This window comes from Corynebacterium sp. FDAARGOS 1242, assembly GCF_016889985.1.
Taxonomy (GTDB): domain Bacteria; phylum Actinomycetota; class Actinomycetes; order Mycobacteriales; family Mycobacteriaceae; genus Corynebacterium; species Corynebacterium minutissimum_B.
In genome coordinates, this window is sequence record NZ_CP069568.1 from 1,759,184 (window position 1) to 1,781,658 (window position 22,475).

At 59.2% G+C, this 22,475-nt stretch carries 19 protein-coding genes; 13 read left to right on the top strand and 6 right to left on the bottom strand.

Annotated features, from left to right (window positions below; all coding sequences use genetic code 11):
- Positions 1-30: 30 nt before the first annotated feature.
- Positions 31-261 carry a hypothetical protein gene (locus tag I6J72_RS08325; protein ID WP_070669712.1) on the bottom strand — a complete coding sequence of 77 codons (231 nt, stop codon included), beginning with the start codon at positions 259-261 and terminating at the stop codon, positions 31-33.
- A 4-nt stretch (positions 262-265) separates the two neighbouring features.
- Complete coding sequence (locus tag I6J72_RS08330) at positions 266-1,105, bottom strand: hypothetical protein (RefSeq protein ID WP_070669711.1); 840 nt, start codon at positions 1,103-1,105, stop codon at positions 266-268.
- A gap of 316 nt (positions 1,106-1,421) precedes the next feature.
- Between I6J72_RS08330 and I6J72_RS08335 the strand changes: the two genes are divergently transcribed.
- From I6J72_RS08335 to I6J72_RS08355, 5 genes are all read left to right on the top strand, one after another.
- Positions 1,422-1,949: a hypothetical protein gene (locus tag I6J72_RS08335; RefSeq protein WP_070669710.1), complete on the top strand. Its 528-nt coding sequence runs from the start codon at positions 1,422-1,424 to the stop codon at positions 1,947-1,949.
- 61 nt (positions 1,950-2,010) lie between these two features.
- The gene (locus I6J72_RS08340; RefSeq protein WP_204098860.1) at positions 2,011-2,964 is read left to right on the top strand and encodes a DUF2891 family protein; all 954 of its coding nucleotides are present in this window, start codon (positions 2,011-2,013) and stop codon (positions 2,962-2,964) included.
- A gap of 41 nt (positions 2,965-3,005) precedes the next feature.
- Complete coding sequence (locus I6J72_RS08345; protein ID WP_239107282.1) at positions 3,006-3,995, top strand: hypothetical protein; 990 nt, start codon at positions 3,006-3,008, stop codon at positions 3,993-3,995.
- Positions 3,996-4,302: 307 nt separating this feature from the next.
- Positions 4,303-5,049 carry a hypothetical protein gene (locus I6J72_RS08350; RefSeq protein ID WP_070669709.1) on the top strand — a complete coding sequence of 249 codons (747 nt, stop codon included), beginning with the start codon at positions 4,303-4,305 and terminating at the stop codon, positions 5,047-5,049.
- A 218-nt stretch (positions 5,050-5,267) separates the two neighbouring features.
- Complete coding sequence (locus tag I6J72_RS08355; RefSeq protein WP_204098861.1) at positions 5,268-5,876, top strand: hypothetical protein; 609 nt, start codon at positions 5,268-5,270, stop codon at positions 5,874-5,876.
- An 81-nt stretch (positions 5,877-5,957) separates the two neighbouring features.
- Here the strand turns inward: I6J72_RS08355 and I6J72_RS08360 are convergent, their stop codons facing one another.
- The gene (locus tag I6J72_RS08360; protein WP_204098862.1) at positions 5,958-7,538 is read right to left on the bottom strand and encodes an ABC transporter substrate-binding protein; all 1,581 of its coding nucleotides are present in this window, start codon (positions 7,536-7,538) and stop codon (positions 5,958-5,960) included.
- Positions 7,539-7,946: 408 nt separating this feature from the next.
- Here I6J72_RS08360 and I6J72_RS08365 point away from each other — a divergent pair, with 408 nt between their 5' ends.
- The 6 genes from I6J72_RS08365 to I6J72_RS08390 all read left to right on the top strand — a co-directional run bounded on the left by I6J72_RS08365 (position 7,947) and on the right by I6J72_RS08390 (position 14,518).
- Positions 7,947-8,567 carry a hypothetical protein gene (locus I6J72_RS08365; RefSeq protein WP_204098863.1) on the top strand — a complete coding sequence of 207 codons (621 nt, stop codon included), beginning with the start codon at positions 7,947-7,949 and terminating at the stop codon, positions 8,565-8,567.
- A 245-nt stretch (positions 8,568-8,812) separates the two neighbouring features.
- On the top strand, positions 8,813-9,466 hold the full coding sequence (locus I6J72_RS08370) for a hypothetical protein (protein WP_204098864.1): 654 nt from the start codon (positions 8,813-8,815) through the stop codon (positions 9,464-9,466).
- A 354-nt stretch (positions 9,467-9,820) separates the two neighbouring features.
- Positions 9,821-10,582 (top strand): LamB/YcsF family protein, encoded by a 762-nt coding sequence (locus tag I6J72_RS08375; RefSeq protein ID WP_204098865.1) that lies wholly within the window; start codon positions 9,821-9,823, stop codon positions 10,580-10,582.
- Positions 10,582-12,129, top strand: coding sequence for a 5-oxoprolinase/urea amidolyase family protein (locus I6J72_RS08380; RefSeq protein ID WP_204098866.1), 1,548 nt, complete (start codon positions 10,582-10,584; stop codon positions 12,127-12,129). Before I6J72_RS08375 ends, I6J72_RS08380 begins: the two co-directional genes overlap by 1 nt.
- Before the next feature lie 18 nt (positions 12,130-12,147).
- Positions 12,148-13,896, top strand: coding sequence for a biotin carboxylase N-terminal domain-containing protein (locus tag I6J72_RS08385; protein WP_204098867.1), 1,749 nt, complete (start codon positions 12,148-12,150; stop codon positions 13,894-13,896).
- A gap of 22 nt (positions 13,897-13,918) precedes the next feature.
- Entirely contained in the window at positions 13,919-14,518 is a 600-nt protein-coding gene (locus I6J72_RS08390) for a GntR family transcriptional regulator (protein WP_204098868.1), read from the top strand.
- Between the two features lie 94 nt (positions 14,519-14,612).
- Here I6J72_RS08390 and I6J72_RS08395 read toward each other — a convergent pair whose 3' ends face one another.
- From I6J72_RS08395 to I6J72_RS08405, 3 genes are all read right to left on the bottom strand, one after another.
- Positions 14,613-16,715 carry a P-loop NTPase fold protein gene (locus tag I6J72_RS08395; RefSeq protein ID WP_204098869.1) on the bottom strand — a complete coding sequence of 701 codons (2,103 nt, stop codon included), beginning with the start codon at positions 16,713-16,715 and terminating at the stop codon, positions 14,613-14,615.
- A 186-nt stretch (positions 16,716-16,901) separates the two neighbouring features.
- On the bottom strand, positions 16,902-17,681 hold the full coding sequence (locus tag I6J72_RS08400) for a putative hydro-lyase (protein WP_204098870.1): 780 nt from the start codon (positions 17,679-17,681) through the stop codon (positions 16,902-16,904).
- Positions 17,672-18,835: an NRAMP family divalent metal transporter gene (locus I6J72_RS08405; protein ID WP_204100489.1), complete on the bottom strand. Its 1,164-nt coding sequence runs from the start codon at positions 18,833-18,835 to the stop codon at positions 17,672-17,674. Before I6J72_RS08405 ends, I6J72_RS08400 begins: the two co-directional genes overlap by 10 nt.
- Before the next feature lie 279 nt (positions 18,836-19,114).
- Between I6J72_RS08405 and I6J72_RS08410 the strand changes: the two genes are divergently transcribed.
- Together I6J72_RS08410 and I6J72_RS13225 are read left to right on the top strand one after the other, a co-directional pair.
- A complete protein-coding gene (locus I6J72_RS08410) occupies positions 19,115-20,275 on the top strand; it encodes an acetyl-CoA C-acyltransferase (protein ID WP_204098871.1) in 1,161 nt (386 codons plus the stop codon).
- Entirely contained in the window at positions 20,276-22,462 is a 2,187-nt protein-coding gene (locus I6J72_RS13225; protein ID WP_204098872.1) for a 3-hydroxyacyl-CoA dehydrogenase/enoyl-CoA hydratase family protein, read from the top strand. It begins immediately after the preceding gene.
- The last annotated feature ends 13 nt before the right edge of the window (positions 22,463-22,475 follow it).

Here is a 22,475-nt window from a genome sequence, read left to right on the forward strand (position 1 = left end):
TTCTCGCTGCATTATTCAGAGCGACCGGACTTAAGCCACAAAAGGGTACGGCGGCGCGGTTTTCTCACGGAAGAAGTAACGCGCATGCGTATGCCGGACGGATTCCAAGTTCTTAGCACCAATAGCAACGATCTCGACATCAGGATCCTTATTCACTTGATCCAATTCATGACGAGCGCGGGTTCCTTCAATCAGGGATTCGTACTCGGTGACTTCGAGCGCTCCCGTCGGGCGGTGATATTTGATGAGATAGGCCGGCATCGAACTATTCTCCTTCCATGTCACGATGAATTCGACGTTCCTCGAATTCACGCATCAGTTTATCTAGCATCCTATACATGCGCCGCCGCAGTTGACGTGCTTCATTTTGAGTGGTTCCAACAGTTCCGCCGCGTTCAAAAGGTTCAGTAAGAATATCAACGAGCCTTTCCACCCTGTTGACAACTTCTGATAGTTCATGCAAAACACGGGTCTCAGTTTCAAATTCTGCAGGAATTTCTCCTCCGAACTCGAGGTATCGAATTTCTCTTCCGTACAAGTCTCCAGCCATTTCATAAAGGTTCGCCCATTGAGACTGAAGTGCCGTGCGCAATTGAAACTCCGCACGGCCCGCCTCCGAAATCACATGCAAATGAACAGCTCGATAGCCTGAATGCGGTTCATCGCGCATGTCGCGGATCTCAATTCTCTTCGCACCAGCCGCTTTTAGGGACTTAGAAAGGAGGTGCGCTAGAACTGTCTGTTCAGTCAAAGTCACATCAAAATCCATTCGCACCCCGGAAACATCTTGAATGTTCTCCAATGGAAAACTGGGCATGCGGCGTAGCTTTTCTACAAGGGTATCCCTCGTCTTTACACGTGAACCTAAAAAATAAGTGTCGGAGTCAGGCTCGACGAAAGAGTTTGAAGCCAGCTCCAGTGGATTCTCAAGACCTGCCATCGTCTTACCTGCTTCGCGAACCACCACATCACAAAGCGCCGATTGCTGATCTAGGAATAGCCCGAACCTCTCCTCATCAATCTCCTCTCCATTTCGCAGCGCACTGCCTATTCGATGTATCTGCCCTCTACTAAAAGTTATCGGCTTTTGTTCTAAGAACCTCATGGCTCCCCCTCGTGAATTGTGCAGCAGTCCGTTTCTGTGAACTGCATCCTGTGCTTTAGACACCCTTGCGTCCCACAATGAACCGATTCCCCAACGCTTCAGATGTCTGCTTTACACACTAGAAAGAGACTAAGACAAAAACTCACACGACCGCTCACACGTTCGATTACTCTGATAGATACCACCCGAATACTGGATATACAGTCAGGAACGAATGGGTTATTGACTAACAGAACCCTCCCATTTCTCAGCGCTCCGACACGTCCCGCGATACAGTAAAGCCACTTCCCTACTTTCCCCATTGAAGGAGACGTCTATGAATTCGTGGCATCGTCGCCCCGGCCTTGGAATGGCAGCAGTCATCGCCGCAGGCCTCGTAGCGGTTCCTACTGCGACCGCACAGGAGCTCAACGTAGAGTCCTCTCGATGCTTTCACGAGGACTGCTTCAGCGCTTTCAGCAGCAAGGCAGACGAGACCGACGAGTACAAGCCATCTGAAGAAGATGAAGCCCGGGCCAAAGAAATGTGGCAGGAGGCTGAAGACGCCCGCCTCAGGCTAGAAGAATTGAAGAATTCCGGCGCGTCAGCGGAAGAGATAAAAGCAGCCGAAGAGGAGTACCGGCTCGCCTCCCAGGCGTGGGGCGAGTTCAACATGGATATCAACGTCAAAGACGCGCTGCGTGAGGAGAACGAGCGCGAACTTGAACAGATTGATGCGAAGGAAAAGCGTCTCTCACTGCTTGCGGCCGGCGGCGTCGTTGCTCTCGTCACCGCGACGGTGGCTGGGCTTGTTAAGGCAGCAGAGTTTTTCCTCCCGCAGTTGAAGGCTGCACTTTCCCTGTAGCGAACAACCAAGGAAACTACAGGTCACAATAGATGTCCGGGGTCTCTGTCATACTTGATTCATGACAGAGTTTGAGACCATGGCTAGTGCGTGGGCAAGCGGGATTGTGGGCGTCCTCGAGCGCGAGTTCCCCGCCGCCATGCACCATACGAGCGCGTCCGCCGATGATTGCCACGTGCGCCCGCGGGAGCTGCACCCGAGTTTCTATGGGTGTTTCGACTGGCATTCCAGTGTCCATATGCAGTATTCAGGGGTGCTTCTGGACACAACTCTCGGCCCAGAGTCCCCGGCCGAACTTGCCGCGCTTCTCGACGAACGCCTCAGCCCCAACGCCCTCGCCGTGGAACATGAGTACCTTACGCAGCATCCGGGCTATGAAATGCCTTATGGGCGCGCGTGGCTGCTCCAGTTAGCGTCGGTCCGGCCCAGCGATGCGATGGATAAGCTCGTTGCGCTGACCGCGCAGCATTGCCAAAGCTGGCTCGCGTCACTTAACCAACCGGTGCGCCACGGCATGCATTCCAATACCGCTTTCAACCTCTTCCTCATCCTCGAAGCAGCAGAGAAACTCGGGGTGGATTCACTGGCAAATTCGGTGCGCGAAGCTGCAGTTCGACTGTTCGGTAATGACCGTAACTATCCGCTCGAGTGGGAGCTTTCCGGGCACGACTTCTTATCCAACGGGTTGTCAGAAGCACTACTCATGTCCCGCGTGCTACCGGATTTCGACGAGTGGTTCGATGGCTTCCTTCCTCACCGCGCCGAAGCACTGGACTTTCTGACAACGATCCCGGAAGTCCTCGACCCCACCGATGGCCGCCTAGCCCACCTCTACGGCCTAGCGCTGTCGAGGGCGTGGATGCTTGTTGAACTCGCCGAGCATTTCGATGATTCCGCCCTACCGCGCGCCCAGGCGCTGGCGGCTAGCGCGGAGCCTCAGCTTATCGACAGCGACTTCATGTCTACCCACTGGCTCATCACGTATGCGCTGCGTTATCAGCTTGCTACGAAGTAGTACCCTATTTCTTTAATCACCTCACTATCAGGAGCTTGCCCATGGATTCTCGCTACTCGGCGCGGCGCGACGACTACCGCCTGCCGGAAGAGGGGATCCGCATTGATCTTCACAAGGAACGCGCCCGCCGTCGCGCCCGTTCTTCCCAAGACCGCGAGGACCCTGCCACGCAGCGCGCACCCTACCGGCCGCGTCGGCGTCCCGACCACACGCGCATAGCTTCTTCCCCTTCTACCCCGACTACGTCGGCCTCGTCCCGGCGGTCCGCTTCCCCGTCAACACCCGCTCGTAAGGCGCCCGCCCGTACGGCGTCAGGCGAGGCCAGGAGGGGAACTGGGGGACGTCGCCAAGCGCCGCGTCACCGCAAGCCCAGCAGTCGCCGCGGGATGGGGGTGCTCCTTATTCTGGCGCTTGTTTTTGTCGGTATCGTCGCCGCGCTCAACCTGAATAAGGAATCAGATGCACCGGCGCCTCAGCCGACAGAAGTGGTGGCGGAGCCCGCTGCCGTCATCGAGCCCTCCCCCGCGTTGGAGATGTACATCCCCGCGATTGATGTGCGCGCAGAATTCGAGGAAGGTTCCTGCCGGGTCAAGGACAATAAGATCAACCCGGATTCGATGAATAAGGCCTGCACTTACACTGCGGACGATAAGCCTTACGCGCTTCCCGGCACGGACTCGCCGGACATCGTCGTCATTGCCGGGCACACCGGCGCGGGCGTGCCAGCGGTGTTCAATAACCTCTACGACGGTCGCGCCGATACGCACAAGGCCTCCGTGGGCGACAAGTTGTTCCTGCGCACACAGAACTCTGGCGAACAGTGGCTGGTGTACACCGCCACAGATCTGCATGACCCATCCAAGGAAGGCCTTGAGCAAGATGAAAGCATTTGGGGCGCGGATGCCAAGCCTGGCCGCCTACTCACCATCAGCTGCATCCAGCCGGCCAATCCGCTGGCTTCTGCCGTGCGCAATGCGGTCGTGGGCTGGCAGTTTGAAGGCGTAACCAACGCGCCGGAAGCTGCTCACTAATCCTTAATCTCCTTTGCGAGCAGCAATGTTATAGCCCCAACCAGGGGGATTTCTCTCAGCTTCAATTTCTACGAAAAACAGGGCATCCATTCATCGTGCTTCAGCGCATCATTCCCAACTGAGCAGGCCATACGTCGCTTCTTAAGCACGTCAAACCTCCAGTGAATGCGCTCCTTGTTACTGACAGCAACACTTATTGAAGAAGGAGAACTTGCACAAGACCCGTGACAGATGTGAAAGTTGCGACTATTGTGACTGGAGTGAATTACTTTCCCTCTCGCAGACCTCACAAAGGAGAATCCCGCTCATGAAGCGTATGACCCGCACACTGACCGCAGTGACTCTTTCCGGCGCCCTCGCTCTCGGCGGCACCGCCGTTGCTTCCGCACAGGTTCCTGCACCGGCTGAGCTGGTAGTTGAAGGCACTACCTACTACAAGCAGGATGATGGCACCTATAAGTCTGCCACCGACGACTCGCTGCTCGACTCCTCCAAAGTGGACGAAGCCTTGGCTGCTCTTCAGCCGGAAGACAACGAGGAAGATGCCCCCTCCACCACTAAGACCTTCCTTCCGGATGTTGACGCCTCCGATCGCGTCCCCGGCGACGAGCCAGCTGCGCCGTCCTCGGTTGACTACCCAATCGCTGACGGATCTGAGTCCGAATCTGAGTTTGACACCACCAAGCTGGCATGGCTCGCCCTTCCGGCAGCCCTCGTTATCGGTGGCGTGACCTGGTACCTCGCAAAGGACGGCAAGACCTACGTCAAGTCTCAGGAGGCAGCCCAGAAGGACGCTCCTACCGCTGAGGAGAAGGCTGAGTCCGCACAGCTTCTCGAAGCCAACAAGGACGAGGTCATCGCCCAGGGCGGCAAGATTGCTGACAGCACCGCCGACAAGGCCCAGGGCCAGGCTGAATCTGCTGGCCAGGCGCAGTCCCGTGGTATCTCCGCCGAGACCGGCTCCAACACCGTGGCTCGCGGCCTCGCTGCACTGGCTATCGCAGCCATGATTGCTGCCGGCGCCTTCGTTGCTCGCCGTAAGCTCTTCATCTAAAACACTCACGCGCCAACTTCTGCGCTAAGCCGCGGGAGCACCGCATGCCATCCCCCTTTTATCGGGAGCGGTGGCATGCGGTTTGTGTGTTTTTGATGACACCTCGGCGCTCAGAGCACAACAAGCCGCCATTGAGCACACCATTCACATCTGTATCAGCTAATCTAAAATCGTCTCATTTTCCCAGCGGCTATCGCTGTTATTCCCAGGAGAAGAATATGAAGAAGACTTCGCTCACTCTCGCCACTACCGCTCTGACCGGTTGCCTCGTCTTGGCCGGCACCACCATCGCTTCCGCTGATGAAGAGGCTACTCAGGAGACTGATACCAAGATCAACTTCTGCTGGGCACCGGCCGCAGAGTTCACCACCACCATCGACGAAGAAGAGCACACCTTCACGCAGGAATCCTTCGGCCTGTGGCGCGCTGCTGACAACGAGGAACTAACCCTCAACCGCGCTGAGGTCATGGAGATCACCAAGGCTGATACTCAGGCCTGCGGTGTTCAGGATGAGGCTGCAGCACAAATCCAGGAATCCATCATCAACAACCCGCCGACCTCCACCACCACCACAACGACGACGGAGACCACGACCTCGGAGACCCCGGCACCCGAAGCTCCGTCAACACCCTCCGAGACCCCCTCTCAGATTGAGACCCCAACTCCAGAATCCAGCTCCTTCGATGAGGAACTGAGCTCCGCCGATGGCGAGCCGACCGACCTGGGCATTGCTGCCATCATCGCAGCTGTCCTCGGCGTGGTGGGTGCTATCGCCGCTGTCGCTCCGAGCGTGGCAAAGTCCCTGGGCATCAAGCTGCCTTTCTAACAGCTGCTAACGCTCACGCCAAAGCGCTCCTCAGCACTAATCGTTGAGGAACGCTTTTCGCGTAGCGGGGCGTATGGCGTTCTACTTCAACGTCACCTTGTAGTACAGCGGCTTCGATTTCCACGTGAAGATCACGTTGTCGACACGTTCGGAGTAGCCACCGGTGGAGTTGGTGTACCACAGCGGGATTGCCGGAAGGTCCTGCATGAGTACTGCTTGGGCATCATTGACCCGCTCAACACTTTCATCTTCGTTGGATGCCGCAGCAGCCTTCTTCAGAAGCGAATCAAACTCGGGGTTGGAATAGTCGGCGTCGTTAGTCGCGGCTCCTGTGGCATACAGCGGCTCCAAGAAGCTCGACGGCGACGGATACACCGACTGCCAGCCGGTGCGGAAGGCGCCCTCGATCGTCTTGTTTGTCACTTCATCGCGCAGCGATTTGAAATCCGGATACGGCGCTGGCTGTGCATCGATATCAAGGGTGTTCCGGATAAAATTCACGACGGCATCGACCCACTCCTTGTGGCTGCCATCGGAGTTATACGCCACGGTAAACGGCCCCTCAAACGGTTTCATCTCTTCCGCCTTGGCCCACAGCTCACGAGCCTTGTCCGGGTTATAGGTCAGGACGTCGTTGCCGGGGATGTCCGTGGCGCCGTCGTTAAGCACGGGCGATGTGAAGTCCACCGCTGGAGTGTTCGTCCCTTGGAAAATGGTCTGGGTAATCTCGTCGCGGTCAATGGCCATGGACAGTGCTTGTCGACGCAACACCCCCGCCTCCCCGCTAAAGTTCTCATCCCCTGCGGGAATAGTGATGGACTGAAAGATAGCAGCAGGTTCATTCACCGCACGCTCGCCAAGGTCCGTTTCAAAATTGGCCATGGCCGAGGACGGAACCGAGTCCAAAACATCCAGATTCCCCGAGAGTAGATCCGCATATGCTGCGCTGGCATCGGCATAGAAGACGAAGTTCAGGCCATCGTTCTGCGCCTTGCGGTCACCTTCATACTTCTCGTTGGGGACCAGGATCACATTCTGGTTGTGGTTCCATTCCTGCAGCTTATAGGGACCACTTCCCACCGGGTTTTGGCCGTAGGCGTCGATGTCATCAAAGGCGGATTCGTGCATGGGAAAGAAAACGGAATAGCCCAAACGGGTCTCAAAGTCCGACGTGGGTTCTTCGAGCTCAATGGTGAACGTCTTCTCATCGACAACCTTGAGCCCCTCCATGCTCGCTGCTCCTTCTTTATAGCCCTTGATGGGTTCGAAGAAATAGGCAGAGAGCATGCTGTTTTCTACCGCGTTGTTCCATGTGTCGACGTAGTCCTGGGCTCGCACCGGGGAGCCGTCGGAAAACACCGCATCCTCCTTGAGCGTGACCTTGTAGGTCACGTCATCGGTCTTCTCAATGCTTTCTGCCTGATCATTGTGAACCTCGCCGTTCTCATCGAAGTACACGAGTCCTGAGTAGATGAGGTCAATGAGCGTTGCTCCCGGCACATCGCTGGTGTCCGCGGGGATGAGCGGCTTTTGGGGTTCGGTGGAGTTGGTACTGATGAAATCAACATCCGCCGCGCCACCGGAACCGTCTCCTCCGCAGGCAGTCAGGCCAGCTACTGCGACAACTACGGCGAGGCTCGCACCTACTTTTGTCCATTGCATGAGTTCTCCTTAGGGGGGTGCAGGTGTGTGAATTGTCTCATAATCACATCTCAATATGTCGCATTTCACCCATTAAACCCACTTCCGACGTCGGAGCCATTCGCACATTTCCTACATAAAGCCTGTCAACACCCTCGGCGCCTTCCCCACACCATCTCCCCGACCGCACCACTATCATGCAGACATTTTTACTTTTTCGTAGCACCATAACGGCGACAGCGAACATTACTGCTCACTGACAAGCCCTTGGTAGCTGCCGTGGAATACCCATATAACTGTTCACAGCTTGGCCAATACTTTGCCGACCTTCGTTAGCATGTGTGAAGTCGATTTCAGTACGCGGTTACGCCCACTGACGTCGGCATCGAATTTTCATACAACGTCCCCGAATTCCCTAGGAGAAGAAATATGAAGCGCATTTCCCGCAACCTCACCGCTGCCGCTCTGGCCAGCTCCCTGACCATGGCCGGCGTTGCAGCTGCCTCTGCCGAGGAGAACACCGAGCTCAACGGCAACGACCTCGTTGACGCCGTAGTAACGGCCGGCGAGAACGACACCGAGGGCGAGACTGGCGCCGAGGACGCCGACGAAACCGAGGGCGAGAACAGCAAGGACCCGATTGTCCCCATCAATGCCCCTGCCGAGGGCAACGATGAGAAGCCGACCGGCGAAACCAAGCCGACCGGCGAGAACAAGCCAACCGGCGAAACCAAGCCAACCGGCGAAACCAAGCCAACCGGCGAAACCAAGCCGACCGGCGAGAACAAGCCAACCGGCGAGAACAAGCCAACCGGCGAAACCAAGCCGACCGGCGAGAACAAGCCAGGTAAGGGCGAGAACAAGCCGGGCAAGGACAATGAAGGCAAGAAGGAGAAGAGCTCCTTCGACGACTTCAAGGCCAAGCTGTCCTCCGAGGAAGGCAAGCCGACCGGCTTGGGCATCGCCGCCATCGTCGTCGGCGTTCTTGGCGCAATCGCTGCTGCTGTTCCGGCCGCTGCCCAGGCTCTGAACATCAAGCTTCCATTCTAATTACTGAAGCTTGAGCGTCCTGAGGGACGTTGATAGGCGTAGGCACCCCCACCACCATCGCGTGGATTGGGGGTGCCTTTGTGAGTTCATGGGGAGCAGTCCCAAAAATCGCGGGTTTTTCGCCAAACACCAATCACCGGCGTGGGAACTGGGTTACACTCCGAAGCCAACCGATATCGGTTAACGGAAAGGTTCAATCCACCTTTCACGATCTTTTTCACCTACTACCTATCCTTGGAGTTTTTATGTCTACCTTCTCTCGCGGCCTGCTAGCCGCTACCTTGACTGGTTCCCTCGCCCTTTCCGGCACTGCTGTCGCTTCCGCCAATGACTGCGGCTCCCCGTCTGCTGAGTTCACCGCCTCCGTTGAAGGCAAGGAGCACACTTTCAAGAAGGTCTCCGAATTCCTGTGGCAGGCCACCGACGATGAAAATGTCACACTGAACCGCGCCGACGTTTTCCAGATGGCTAAGGACGGGGCCGACGTGTGTTCTTCTGAGCCTATCGACCTCGACGATTGGGGGACTGGCAACAACGACAGCGGTTCCGAAAGTGACAAGCGCGAGGATGATGACGCTGATGCCGGCAAGGGCGACGGCGACGCTGATGCTGGCAAGGACAAAGGCGACGCTGATGCCGGCAAGGACAAGGGCGACGCTGATGCCGGCAAGGGCGACGGCGACGCTGATGCTGGCAAGGACAAGGGCGACGCTGATGCTGGCAAGGACAAGGGCGACCAGAACAAGGACAAGAAGAGCTCCTTTAAGGACGCACTGTCTTCCGAGGACGGCAAGCCTTCCACGCTGGGCATCTTTGCAATCGTCGGCGGCGTACTCGCTGCCATCGCAGCTGCCTTCCCGTTCGTCAAGGACGCTCTCAACATCAAGCTTCCTTTTTAAAAGTTAGCGGCTGATACTCCCCGCCCGCTCCCGCACACTGTCCGTGCGGAGCGGGCGTCTTCTTCTCTCGACATGGCAAAGATGGAGAGCATCTAGGTCGCTTCATACGGTTCATTTGGGCCAGGCAAACCTGACGAGTGACATCTTGTGACGAGAACCATCAGCGAAGTGGCGGCGGCACAGCGGGCACACCTCTCGACGAAACACCACAGTGAGAGCCTTTGGTGCACCTCGGACGGCGCAGGTCACTCCCCCATCTTCACGCAAATGAGGGACACACTTCACAAACCTACGTGACGCGGGCTACACTAAACACCCTAAGATTGTTCAACAATTTGGGATTTAGGGAGAACCATGAGCGCGCTGCACATAGACCTCAACGCCGACCTCGGCGAGACCACCGCGGGCAACCCCGTCGCCGACGATGCGGCCATGCTCCAGCTGGTCTCTTCCGCCAACGTGGCCACTGGCTTCCATGCAGGTGACCCGCACTCCATCGCAGGAACGCTGAAAGCAGCCGCTGAGGCGGATGTGACGGTTGGCGCGCACGTGGGCTACAACGATCCGGCTGCTTTCGGCCGTCGTTTCATTGATTACAACCCGGCTGAGCTGGCAGATGAGGTCACCTACCAAATCGGCGCCCTGCAGGCTTTGGCCCAGGCCAACGGCACGAAGGTCGCCTACGTTAAGCCACATGGCGCGATGTACAACGCCATCGTTCACCACGAAGCCCAAGCACATGCGGTCATCGACGGCATTAAGGCCTTCGGCGATCTGCCGGTCATGCTCCTGCCAGGCGGCGTGGCTGTCGATATCGCAGAGAAGAAAGGCCTCACCGTCATCCGCGAGGCCTTCGCGGACCGCAATTACAACCCCGATGGCACGCTCGTCTCGCGGCGAGAGGCGAATGCGGTGATGGGTGATGAGGGGGACGTCGTCAAGCGCGTGCTCGACGTTGCCGAAACCGGATCCATCACGGCCATCGACGGCACCGTCCTCAACGTGGATGCGCAGTCGGTATGCACGCATGGAGATTCGCCCGGTGCGGTAGCACTTCTGCGCGGCGTCGTGGAGGAGCTGAAGGCGCGCGGTATTGAGATTCGGAGCGTTGTCTAATGCATATCCACCCTGTGGGAACCCGCGCGCTGCTCATTGAGCTGGAGGATTTGTCCCAGGTCATGGCGTGGCATACGGCGCTCGATGCCCATCCACTCAAGGACCAAGTCGACGCCATCGCGGCTGCGACCACCCTGCTGTTAACCTTTGCCACCCCGAACTCTGCTGCAGCGGCCGCCGAGAGGTTGCAGGATTTCCGCCCCACCGCGCATACGGGCGAGGATCCGCGCCTGGTGGAGATTGATGTGCTGTACGACGGCGAGGATCTGGATGAGGCCGCCGAACTCGTGGGCATGTCTCGTGAGGGGCTCATTGAGTGGCACACGTCGACGGAGTGGCTCGCGGCATTTGGTGGCTTCGCGCCCGGCTTTACATATTGCACTCCAGCGGACCCAGCACAGAACTTCAACATCGAGCGCCGCGCTACTCCGCGCACCGCGGTTCCGGCCGGCGCGGTGGGCATTGCTGGTGGTTTCTCCGCGGTGTACCCGCGCGTCTCCCCTGGCGGCTGGCAGCTGCTGGGCACCACGACGACCCCCATGTGGGAGTCCGATGCCCAGCCACCCGCGCTCGTGCAGCCGGGTGACCGCGTGCGCTATCGCGCGGTGAGCTCGCTGCCGGATGTCGTGTCGACCACGCCGTTTGGTCGCCGTACCCCGGCGCGCTTGCCCCGCATGGAGGTCCTTGATGCTGGCTTGCTCACGCTGTTCCAGGACCAAGGCCGCCCGGGCCGCGGCAATCTGGGTGTCACACCATCCGGCGCAGCAGACCAGGCCGCCGCAGCCACGGCGAATGTGGCCGTGGGCAATCCGCGCGGGGCGACGGTGCTGGAGAACATCGGCGGCATTCGCCTCCGCGCGCTGACCGACGCCGTCATGTGCGTCACCGGCGCCCAGTCCCGCGTCCTGCTGGACGATATGCCAGTGGCCCTCGCCCGCCCGGTCCTCGTTACGGCAGGGTCCACGGTGACGGTGGAACCGGCCACGGTGGGCCTGCGCAATTACATCGCCATCCGCGGCGGCATTGTGGCGGATGCGGAGCTAGGTTCGGCGTCCACGGATGTCCTTTCCGGGCTGGGACCTCAACCCGTGCGGCTTGGCGACGTCATCGGTGTCCTCCCCCGCTCCACCGCCATGACCGATGCGCAGCTGGCCAATCCGCTGCGTGTGGGTTCCGGTGCGCAGGGCCAAACTCAGGGCGTCCTGCGCTGCGTGCTGGGACCGCGCGATGACTGGTTCACGCCCGATAGCCTCAACGTTTTCGTGTCCACCGAGTGGACGGTGACCTCACAGTCCAACCGCGTGGGAGTGCGCCTGTTGGGCCCTTCGGATGACAGCGGCCTGCAGCGCTCCCGCGAAGGCGAACTGCCGTCGGAGGGCATGGTGGCCGGTTCCGTCCAGGTTCCGCCGAGTGGCGAGCCGGTTATTTTCCTCCGCGACCACGCCGTCACCGGTGGTTATCCGGTCATTGCTACCGTCCTCGAAGAAGATATTGATATTGCCGCACAGCTCCCGCCGGGGGCTACGGTCCGCTTTGAACTCGCTTAAACATCCAGAAGGTTAACCATGATTTCTGCAGTCCTTATTGCTAACCGCGGCGAGATCGCCGTCCGTATCGCCCGTACCGCCCGCGACCTGGGCATTCGTTCCGTCGCCATCTACTCGGAGGCCGATGCCGGCGCCCTGCATACCCAGGTGGCTGACGAAGCCTATGCACTGCCCGGCAACACCGCAGCGGATACCTACATGAACGTCCCAGCACTCCTCGATATCGCCGTGCGCGCCGGTGCCGATGCCATCCACCCGGGCTACGGCTTCCTCTCGGAGAACGCTGACTTTGCCCGCACCGTGGCCGAGGCTGGCCTGACGTGGATTGGCCCATCGCCTGAGTCCATCGAGCTGCTCGGTGACAAAATTGCTGCGCGACGCGTGGCTGAGGAGGTCGGTGCCCCGCTGGCCCCAGGTACCTCCGATCCCATCGATGACTGGCAGGAAGCCCGCGCCTTCGCTGAGGAGCACGGCCTGCCCATCGCCATTAAGGCCGCCTACGGTGGTGGCGGCCGCGGCCTCAAGGTGGTGGAGAATCTCGAGGACATCGAGGCAGCCTTCAACTCCGCTGGCCGCGAGGCCAAGGAGGCCTTCGGCCGCGCAGAATGCTACGTGGAGAAGTTCCTCACCCACCCGCGCCACGTGGAGGCACAGATTTTGGCCGATACCCACGGCAACGTCGCCGTCCTGGGCACCCGCGATTGCTCCACGCAGCGCCGCTTCCAAAAGCTCATCGAGGAAGCCCCCGCGCCCGCGCTATCCGACGACCAACGCCACGGCATCCACGAAGGCGCCCGCGCCATCTGCGCGAAGGTGGGTTACACCGGTGCCGGCACGGTGGAGTACATCGTCTCCGAAGACGGCACCATTTCCTTCCTTGAGGTCAATACCCGTGTGCAGGTGGAGCACCCCGTGACCGAGATGGTGACCGGCGTGGACATTATTGCGGAGCAGTTCCGCATCGCTTCCGGCGAACCCCTCTCCTTCGATGGCGATCCGCAGTCGAACGGCCACGCCTTCGAGTTCCGCATCAACGCCGAAGACATCCTCAACGGCTTCGCGCCGTGTCCGGGCACGGTCGTGCGCTTCGAGCCGCCGACGGGCCCCGGCATTCGCGTCGATTCCGGCGTGCGCTCCGGGTCTATTGTGCCGCCGTACTATGACTCGCTCGTCGCGAAACTACTGGTGTGGGGACCCACCCGCGAGATTGCCCTGAACCGCGCCAAGCAGGCGTTGAAGGAATTCGACATTGAAGGCGTGCGCACCGTGCTACCGTTCCACCGCGACATGGTGGCCTCGCAGGTCCTCGTGGACCATGGGGATCCCGAAGCCACGGCCGGCATCTACACCGACTGGCTCGACCACAACTACCGCCCGTCTGCAGAGGCCACGAGCCACGTCGCGCCCGTCGAGGCCATCTATGCCAAGCGCACGCGTGTAGCCCTGGAAATCGACGGCAAGATCGTCAGTGTGGGCTTCCCTTCCGACCTCTTGGCGGCGGGTGCGCCGGCGGTGCAGGCGGCGGGGGCGTCGGCAAGCGCAGGCTCCGGTACCGGAGGAAACGACGTGACCTGCCCGTACGAGGCCAACCTTGTGGCGTGGAACGTCGCCGAGGGCGACAAGGTCGAGGAAGGCCAGGCCATCGCGACCATCGAGGCCATGAAAATGGAATCCGCCGTCAAGGCTCCGGCCGCGGGCACGGTCTCGCTCGTGGCCAAGGAAGGCGCGCGACTCGAGCCGGGCGCGGTGATCGCCACCATCAGCTAGCCGACAGGCTACTGTAAGTCGCATGCTTGCAGATTCCGTCGCCGCCGCGCTGCGCGCCGCCATCTCCGAGGGCGAATACATGCCCGGCCAGCAGCTCAACGAGGTCCGCGCGTCCGAGCGCTTCGACTGCTCCCGCAACACCCTGCGGGAGTCCTTCGCCATGTTGGCGGCGGAGCGCATCGTCGAGCGCATCCCGCACCGCGGCGTCTTCATCGCGACCCCGGACGAAGATTTCGTGCGTGACCTGTACCTCGCGCGTGCCGCCATCGAACCTGCTGCGGCGCGCTACGCTACGTTCCCAGACCCGGGCGAGCTCGTTCGCCTCACGGAATCCGCCGTGCTTAGCGACGCCCCCCTTCCCCTCCTCAACCAGCGCTTCCACCAGCAGCTGGTCGCGGGGCTTGGCTCTTCAACACTCGAACGCACGATGTCCCACCTGCTCGCGAGAATGCGCTTAACCTTCTTGTTGACACTTGAGCGCTACCCGCAGATCCACGATAACCACGTGCAGCCAAACATCGAACTAGCGCACCTCATCGCCCGAGGTGAGCGCGATGCCGCCGCAGATGCATGCCGAGCGGACCTTATGCGCGCGATGGACTCCATTCTCCGCGTTCTCTAGCTCTCACTCACGAAATCCGTCACAGTCCCTATTGAAACTGGACGAGTCAAGTCATTCCTAGGTGTACTGGAGAAACGTTCGACAGATGTTCGGCTCAGAAAGGAGAGTTATCCAGAACAGAATCGTAAATGCTCTCGATATACGGAATAACCCAATTCACATGTTCTTGCGAACTAATGCCTTTTATCAGGATTGGATTGACCGCGCTCTCGAGCGTGAATCCGAATTCGACCTTACGGCTGGATGCGTCAGTGAGCCTGGGAATATTCTCATCAGCTTCCAGTTTTCGAATGATATCCCACCACTCGGACCCAAAAAATTGGAGAAGTTCCTCTACTGGGACTGGGCCGTGGGCTGTCTTATCCTCGGACTCTTCATCCAAGTCAATATTTTTCCTCGAACCGAATCCAATCTGGAGAGAAGTTTTGTTTTGCCTTAGCGAAAGAAACTTCGGACGACTGCGCGTCTTTAGCCCCTCTAGTTCTTCGACACTATTGGCCATGTACGCCGAATAGTCAGGCTGCTCAAGATAACCAATGGGAGCAATAATAGCTCCGCGTCTAAACGCATTTGCGTCCTCATTCCTCCTCTCCTGGATTAAACTATTCAGTGAATCTTGGAAAAGCAGGATTGGGGGCTTAGGATGACCTAGCCCTTTATATAAACCTTGGTAAATGAGTTTCCCAGTTGTAGATCCTTCATCCACGTTGCTTTCACCAGTCGAAGCTTGGTCTACATTAACAGAGGTAACAACCGTGTATTCCAGAGTGTCTTTCAGAAGGTCCCACTGAACAGAAACCTCGTCATCATCCTCGAACTCTCTCTTCAAAAGGTAAAGGAAGTTAGTGAATTTGCTCAGATCATCGGGGCGAATATCCCAACGGAGGTAGTCACTGTCACTCAAGACATTTTCTTCATTGATGAGAAGTATTCGCTCCACGCTAGCTTGCGCGTCCTTCGCGGCAATGTTTTCAGTTGCCTCTTCTTTAAAGCGGCTAAAAGTCGTAGCAGCGAGTGTCAGTTCCTGATAAGCCTTAGGATAAGCAATTTCCATCGCAATCAAAAGGAAAATACGATAGAGATGATCGGAGTCCTCGGATACGCGGCGATGGGAAGACGTGATAATCCGCGTCAACGCATATGCATTAAACAATCGTTTGATTGCACGCGGGTTAACACCCACAGATAGATGCACCGCTTTGGTATAGCGGTTTAGTAACGCGCTATCCTGAGATACTTCCGTATCGAGCTGCTCTCGAATAAGTTCGGCCGGATTATAAGCGGCTGTCGGCATATTAAACGGAACTTGGACGATTTTATCGAAAAAAGAACGCGCTTTCCATTCGCTCGAAACGTCTTCACCTGCTTCATGAAAGTACCTCTGGCTAATTCCGAGCTTCACAATGTCGAAGTCAATAGCGAGCACAAATACAGTGTTACTTACATCAAGAAGTACTTTGAATACTTCCAGCAATTCAACTGCAAGTTCCGGCTTGAGACGGTCTAGATCATCGACAAAGAATACGATTTTTTCTTTGCCCTGCTTTTCGCAGTACTTCTCTACAAGAGTACTAAAGCGCTGCTTTAAATCTAAGAGTTCGTCAGAGTTTGCCCTCACTTCCCCTGACTGTACGTAATTAGTCAGATCTACGCCCTGCGTCGCCCCTAATGTGATAAAGCTAAAGCGAGCTAATTTCGTCACCGTCTGTTTAATTCCCTCCACCAGCTGATCATAATCAGAAAGTGGATTCTCCCAGGGCTTCGAGGATTCCCTAACCTCGGACTGGAACGTATCAACAATTCGTTGAAGCACCGAAAAAACGAGTGTTTCATCGGCATTAAAGAGCGAATATTGCCACGTGTTGATATAAACGACGTCAATTTTTTCTCGGTAATCCGATTTTAGAGAGTCCATAATGCTATTTAACGCAGATGTTTTTCCGGACCCCCAGGCGCCTTGGACTGCCAACGTCATCGGCGTCACGCAGCCTCGGATAAATTCGGACAAACCTTTGTAGTAGTTAGTCAGCTCGAGCTTATCCAACGACTCGATAGCCATGTCGCCTCTGGGCTGAATCGGCAGGTCGCTGACACCATACTGTACTTTTCTAGCGCGTTCTGCTTTCGCTCGCCCTTTTTTCCCCATGTCTACTTCCTTTAATAATCGATAACGTTCAGGGTGCTCGAGGGATCGCACCGCATATTTGATGTGGTCCTCTTACTCTTTATGCTACCGGTGCCCAGCACCCCTACTCGGGGAATTTATGCGCACGAGATTTTGGCTTCCTCTATAAGACACTCTTCTTTCATCGCACTCAGTGTGAGCATCTCGCCAGATGCGCCTACTTCGGTCTTGTCTCCAGGCGATGTCTCCGCTCCTGTATTAAGGGATAAGGTAGTTGCGGTCCGGGATGTCAGTGACCAGCATCTTGCCCGGCGCATGTGTGATGGCGAGGCTGGGCCGCGAGTTCATGACGATGGCCTGCGGGGTCACTCCGCACGCCCAGAAGACGGGGATGGTGCCCTCGGGGATGTCGATGGCTTCGCCAAAGTCCGGTTGGGAAAGGTCGTCGATGCCTATGGCGGCGGGGTCGCCGACATGGACTGGGGCGCCGTGGACGGCCGGATAGCGAGATGTAATGCGAACAGCATCAGAAACCTGGTTCGCGGGGATCGGGCGCATGGACACGACCATCGGTCCGGAGAAGACCCCGGCTGGGGTGGTGGTGATAGAGGTGCGATACATCGGCACGTTTCGACCTTGGTCGATGTGAGCGATGGAGATTCCGTTCTCCAGAAGGGCGTTCTCGAAGGTGAACGAACAACCGATGAGGAAGGAGACGGTGTCGGGGGAGTAGAAAGGCGTGGCGTCGTTAAGCGTGTGCGTAAGCTGGCCGTCTTCGTAGATGTTGTAGGCGGGGATGTCGGTGCGGATGTCCCCGCCAGGGATGAGGTCGGACGTGAACTCCCCTGCCTCAAACACGCCGACGATGGGGCATGGCTTGGGGTTGCGCTGGGCAAAGAGGAGGAAGTCGAAGGCGTACTCGCGGGGCAGGGCGATGAGGTTGGCCTGCATATATCCACGTGCGTGACCAGCGGTGGTGGTCATGTCGTGCGAGCGGGCGAAGGCACGAACCTCGGCTGGGCTGTGCATTATGCCCATAGTTCAACGATTCCAGAAATAGACTTGACGCCGATAACAATTTCCAGTCCCAGGGCCAGCACGCCGGCGATGAGCAACCACATCGGCTGCTTGACACCGTGGGTCAGGTCGTGGCGGCGGAAGGCAACCCACATGACCATGGCGAAGGCGATGGGCAGGATGATGCCGTTGAAGGCGCCGGCGAAGATGAGCAGCTTCTGCGGGGCGGAGTTGAGAATCACGAAGAGGATTGTGCACACCACGATGAAGCCGACAGTGAGGAAGTTGCGGGTCCGCGGGCTGACCTTCTGGGTAGTCACGAAGGTAATCGAGGTGTAGGACGCGCCGATGACGGAAGACAAGCCGGCGGCGAAAAGGACGACGCCGAAGGCGCGGAGTCCGAACTCGCCGGCAGCGTGGCGGAAGGCGTCGGCAGCCGTGTTGTCCTCAGACAGGGCAACGCCCGTAGCTACGACACCCAGGACCGCGAGGAAGAGCAGCACGCGCATGATGCCGGTGACGATGATGCCGAGGACGGAGGTTCGCGTAATCGCGCCAACGTTCTCCGGGCCGGAGAGGCCGGAATCGATGAGGCGGTGCGCGCCGGCAAAGGTGATGTAGCCACCGACCGTGCCGCCGATGAGGGTGGTGATGACGAAGAAGTCGATGCTCTCCGGCATGACGGTGTTCTTCAGGGCCTCACCTACCGGGGGCTGGGAGACAATGGCTACGTAAAGCATGAGGAGAATCATCACCGCGCCGAGGGCCGCGACGATGCGGTCTAGGGCCACGCCGGCTCGCTTAGACAGGAAGATAAAGACAGCGATCGCCGCAGCAATCACGCCACCCCAGCGCGCCTCGATGCCGATCATGGCATTGAGGCCCAAGGCCGAACCAGCGATGTTGCCGATGTTGAAGACCATGCCGCCGATAAAGACAAGCACGGCGAGGAACCAGCCTAAGCCGGGAAGAACGGTGTTTCCCAGCTCATTGGCGCGCATTCCGGAAATGGCCAGCACGCGCCAGACATTGAGCTGAATGGCGATGTCCACGATGATCGACAACGCAATGGCGAACGCGAAGGCCGCGCCCATCTGGACGGTAAAGACCGAGGTCTGGGTCAAAAAGCCCGGGCCAATGGCCGAGGTAGCCATGAGGAACATGGCACCGGCCATGGCGCCAATACCCTTGGGCGGTTGAGCCTGTTGAGGTGTCTGGTCAGAGGCCGGAACTGCGGAGGGGGTGGTTGATTCAGAGCTCACTAGAGAGAACCTTTCGTGACGCAGGTCGCATTATTGAATGGTCAAAGCATAAGGGTTGTTCAACAATCTGTAAACAACTTGGTGATTGGGTACACCCGCACCCCGAACGTGACAGATCGTTGCACGATGTAAAAAAGTGACCTAGGATACTGAGTTAACTAATAGCCATTCGCTTAACGTGTGGAGGACCCCATGACTCAGGACATCTACATTGCAGGAGCTGCGCGCCTGCCTATCGGCAAATTTGGAGGCAGCCTCGCCCGCCTTTCGCTTACCGAACTCGGCTCACTTGCCGCCGAAGCAGCTATTGAGCGTTCGGGGCTTTCTGGTGCCGACCTCGATACTGCCGTGGCCTCCAACGTCATGCCCGTCGTGCCGAAGGATCTCTACCTCTCGCGGTCCATCGCTAAGAACGTCGGTATGCCGGACTCTTCGACCGCCATGGGCGTGAACCGCCTCTGCGGTTCCGGTGTCCAGGCCGTCATCAGCGCGGCGCAGCTGCTGCAGTCCGGCGACGGCTCCCTGGCCCTTGCCGTCGGCGTGGAATCCATGAGCAACGCGCCCTACTCCGTCGAAGGCGCGCGCTTTGGCAAGCGCATGGGTGACGGCAAGCTCTACGACTGGCTCACCGGCGCACTCTCCTGCCCCTTCGGCACCGGCCACATGGGCGTCACCGCAGAAAACGTCGCTGCGGATAACAACATTTCCCGTGAGCGCCAGGACGAGTTCTCTGCTGAATCGCAGGAGCGCGCCGCCAAGGCCCGCGGGGAGGGCGTGCATTCAGAGGAAATCGTCCCGGTCGGCGAGCTGGACTTTGATGAGGGCGTGCGGGAGACGGACGTCGAGAAGCTGGCGAAGCTCACGCCGGTCTTTGTTAAGGACGGAACCGTTACCGCCGGCAACGCCTCCGGCATCAACGATGGTGCGGCGGCCGCGGTGCTGGCTACTGCGGAGGAAGTGGATAAGCGTGGCCTGGACCCGCTGGCGAAGATTGTGTCTTGGTCCATCGCGGGAGTGGACCCGACGCGCATGGGGATCGGCCCCATCGCCGCAGTCCCGAAGGCCCTAGAGAAAGCAGGCCTGAGCTTGGAGGATATCGACCTCATCGAGTCCAACGAGGCCTTCGCCGCCCAAGCCATTGCTGTCCAAGACGAGCTGGGCTTCGACCCGGCCAAGACGAACATCTACGGCGGTGCCGTCGCGCACGGCCACCCGGTTGGTGCGACGGGCGTCATCCTGCTGACCAAGCTGGCTTATGCGCTGCGCCACCAGGGCAAGCGCTATGGCCTGGTCACCATGTGCATCGGCGGCGGTCAGGGAATCGCCATGATTATTGAGAATGGAGCGAAGTAAATGAGCATCACCAAGGTAGCCGTTATCGGCGCAGGTTCTATGGGTTCTGGCATCGCAGCACTCTGCGCGTCCGCAGGCATGGACGTGGTCTTGCTTGACCAGAATGTGGAGGGCGCTCAGAAGGGCGTCGATATCCAGCTCAAACGCAAGGGCTTCCACCTGCCGGAGTTCGCCGAGCGCGTGCGCGCCAGCGATGACTACGCGCTGTTGGAGGACCGCGAGTGGGTCATCGAGGCCATCTTCGAGGACCTCGGCGCCAAGCACTCGCTCTACGAGGCCATCGAGCCTTATTTGTCTGCGGACGCTCTGTTGAGCTCCAATACCTCGACCCTGCCGCTGGCCTCCCTCCTCGAGGGCGTGCCGGAGGCTCGCCGCGAGAAGTTCGCCATCACGCACTTCTTCAATCCTCCGAAGGTCATGCGCCTGGTAGAGCTCATCGCCTCCGGATCTACGGAAGCCACGCTGCGCACGACCATCGAGCAAACCCTGGGCAAGATTGCGCTCGAATGCCGCGACACCCCGGGTTTCATTGCCAACCGCGTGGGCTGCTACTGGATGGCCGCCGGTGTGGCACGCGCCCGCGAGTTCGACGTGAGCTACGAGCTTGCCGACGCCTCCTTCGGCCGCGCCTTCGGCATTCCGCGCACCGGTATTTTCGGGCTGCTCGATTACATCGGCCTCCAGCTGGTTAAGCCCATTTGGACGTCTCTGGAGACGGCCCTCCCCGAGGGCGATCCGCTCCTGGACGTTCCGCTTGGCGATGATTCCTTCATCGAGGGTCTCGTTTCCCGCGGTCTGACCGGCCGCACCGGTGACGGTGGCTTCTATCGCGGCCGTGACGAGGTCATCAACTCCTCTTACGAGTACGTGCCCCGCACTCAGCCCACCGATCCTGTCGTGGGCCTCAAGGATCCCCGCGAGGTCATGGAGACCGACTCCCCCGGCGGCCGTTTTGCCCGCGCCGTCTTCCTCGACACGCTGGCGTACTGCTGCGAGGTCGCACCTGACATTGCGGACCACGTGGGCCTCATCGACGAGGGCCTTACTCTTGGTTTCGGCTGGAAGAAGGGCATCTTCGCGCTTGCCGACGCCATCGGGATCGACCACGTCGCCTCCGCCTACGGCTCCAACGTCCCGGCCTTGGTCTCCGCCGCGGCTTCGGCGGGCGGTTTTTACGGCAAGGGCTCGGTGCTCTCCTCGACCGGTTCGCGTCAGGAGCTCACTCCGCGCGAGGGCGTTGTCACCCTGGCTTCCTTGGATGCAGAGACCATCGTGTCTCAGGAGGCGGGCGCTGTCCACGCGGTCTCCACCCCGGCTGGCCGCATCGGCATCATTGACCTGCACACGCCGATGAACTCCCTGCCAACGCCCGCCCTCGAAGTCATCCGTGCTGCTCTGGGCGCTGTTACCTCGGAGAACCTCATCGCGCTGGTCATCGGCAACGACAAGCCGGTCTTCTGCGCGGGCGCTGACTTGGGCTCTATCGCTTCCGCTGGTGAGTCTGGCGACGCGTCGCTCGTGGAATCCCTCCTTTCGGACGGCTCCACTACCCTTCGCGCCCTCAAGTTCGCCCCGGTTCCGGTCGTCGCGGCCGTGCGCGGCGTAGCCCTGGGCGGCGGCTTCGAAACCGCTCTGGCCTGCGACCGCATCGTCGCCCACGCCGATACCCGCCTCGGCTTCCCCGAGCGCACCGTCGGCCTCTACCCCGGCTGGACCGGCACCATCTCCTCGCTGGAGCGCCTCAAGGCGGCCGGTATCTCGGACTACCACCAGAAGGCCTTCGACTTCGTTGCCTCCGCCCGCAACTTCTCCTCGGCTTTTGAGGCCCAGAAGGCCGGTTTCCTCTCCTCCGACGATGTCGTTCTCATGTCCTACGACCACGTCCTCGCCCGCGCTATGGAGGAGGCCGCCACCCTGGCCGGCTCCTACACCCCGCCGGCCGATGAGCAGATTGAGATGTACTCCGGCTCCCCCGCCCTCGACCGCGATTGGCCTATCGAGGGCACCACCGAGAATGACCACGTCATCGTGGCCAAGCTCGCCGAGATGTACACCGGCTCCGGCTCACTGAGCTTCACTGAGTTCTGCGAGCGCGAAGTGGAGTACGACGTGCCGCTAGTCCTCCTACCCGCCAACGTGGAGCGCGCCAAGCACATGGCTGCGACCCGCAAGCCGCTCAACAACTAGCCTGCGCCAACCT

Bases quoted from the DNA above. Each gene is read 5' to 3' on its own strand.
- I6J72_RS08345 (WP_239107282.1), top strand. From the start codon at position 3,006: ATGGATTCTCGCTACTCGGCGCGGCGCGACGACTACCGCCTGCCGGAA.
- I6J72_RS08390 (WP_204098868.1), top strand. From the start codon at position 13,919: ATGCTTGCAGATTCCGTCGCCGCCGCGCTGCGCGCCGCCATCTCCGAG.
- I6J72_RS08370 (WP_204098864.1), top strand. From the start codon at position 8,813: ATGTCTACCTTCTCTCGCGGCCTGCTAGCCGCTACCTTGACTGGTTCC.
- I6J72_RS08375 (WP_204098865.1), top strand. From the start codon at position 9,821: ATGAGCGCGCTGCACATAGACCTCAACGCCGACCTCGGCGAGACCACC.
- I6J72_RS08400 (WP_204098870.1), bottom strand. From the start codon at position 17,681: ATGGGCATAATGCACAGCCCAGCCGAGGTTCGTGCCTTCGCCCGCTCG.
- I6J72_RS08365 (WP_204098863.1), top strand. From the start codon at position 7,947: ATGAAGCGCATTTCCCGCAACCTCACCGCTGCCGCTCTGGCCAGCTCC.
- I6J72_RS08410 (WP_204098871.1), top strand. From the start codon at position 19,115: ATGACTCAGGACATCTACATTGCAGGAGCTGCGCGCCTGCCTATCGGC.
- I6J72_RS08385 (WP_204098867.1), top strand. From the start codon at position 12,148: ATGATTTCTGCAGTCCTTATTGCTAACCGCGGCGAGATCGCCGTCCGT.
- I6J72_RS08355 (WP_204098861.1), top strand. From the start codon at position 5,268: ATGAAGAAGACTTCGCTCACTCTCGCCACTACCGCTCTGACCGGTTGC.
- I6J72_RS13225 (WP_204098872.1), top strand. From the start codon at position 20,276: ATGAGCATCACCAAGGTAGCCGTTATCGGCGCAGGTTCTATGGGTTCT.
- I6J72_RS08350 (WP_070669709.1), top strand. From the start codon at position 4,303: ATGAAGCGTATGACCCGCACACTGACCGCAGTGACTCTTTCCGGCGCC.
- I6J72_RS08405 (WP_204100489.1), bottom strand. From the start codon at position 18,835: ATGGCCGGTGCCATGTTCCTCATGGCTACCTCGGCCATTGGCCCGGGC.
- I6J72_RS08335 (WP_070669710.1), top strand. From the start codon at position 1,422: ATGAATTCGTGGCATCGTCGCCCCGGCCTTGGAATGGCAGCAGTCATC.
- I6J72_RS08360 (WP_204098862.1), bottom strand. From the start codon at position 7,538: ATGCAATGGACAAAAGTAGGTGCGAGCCTCGCCGTAGTTGTCGCAGTA.
- I6J72_RS08330 (WP_070669711.1), bottom strand. From the start codon at position 1,105: ATGAGGTTCTTAGAACAAAAGCCGATAACTTTTAGTAGAGGGCAGATA.
- I6J72_RS08380 (WP_204098866.1), top strand. From the start codon at position 10,582: ATGCATATCCACCCTGTGGGAACCCGCGCGCTGCTCATTGAGCTGGAG.
- I6J72_RS08325 (WP_070669712.1), bottom strand. From the start codon at position 261: ATGCCGGCCTATCTCATCAAATATCACCGCCCGACGGGAGCGCTCGAA.
- I6J72_RS08340 (WP_204098860.1), top strand. From the start codon at position 2,011: ATGACAGAGTTTGAGACCATGGCTAGTGCGTGGGCAAGCGGGATTGTG.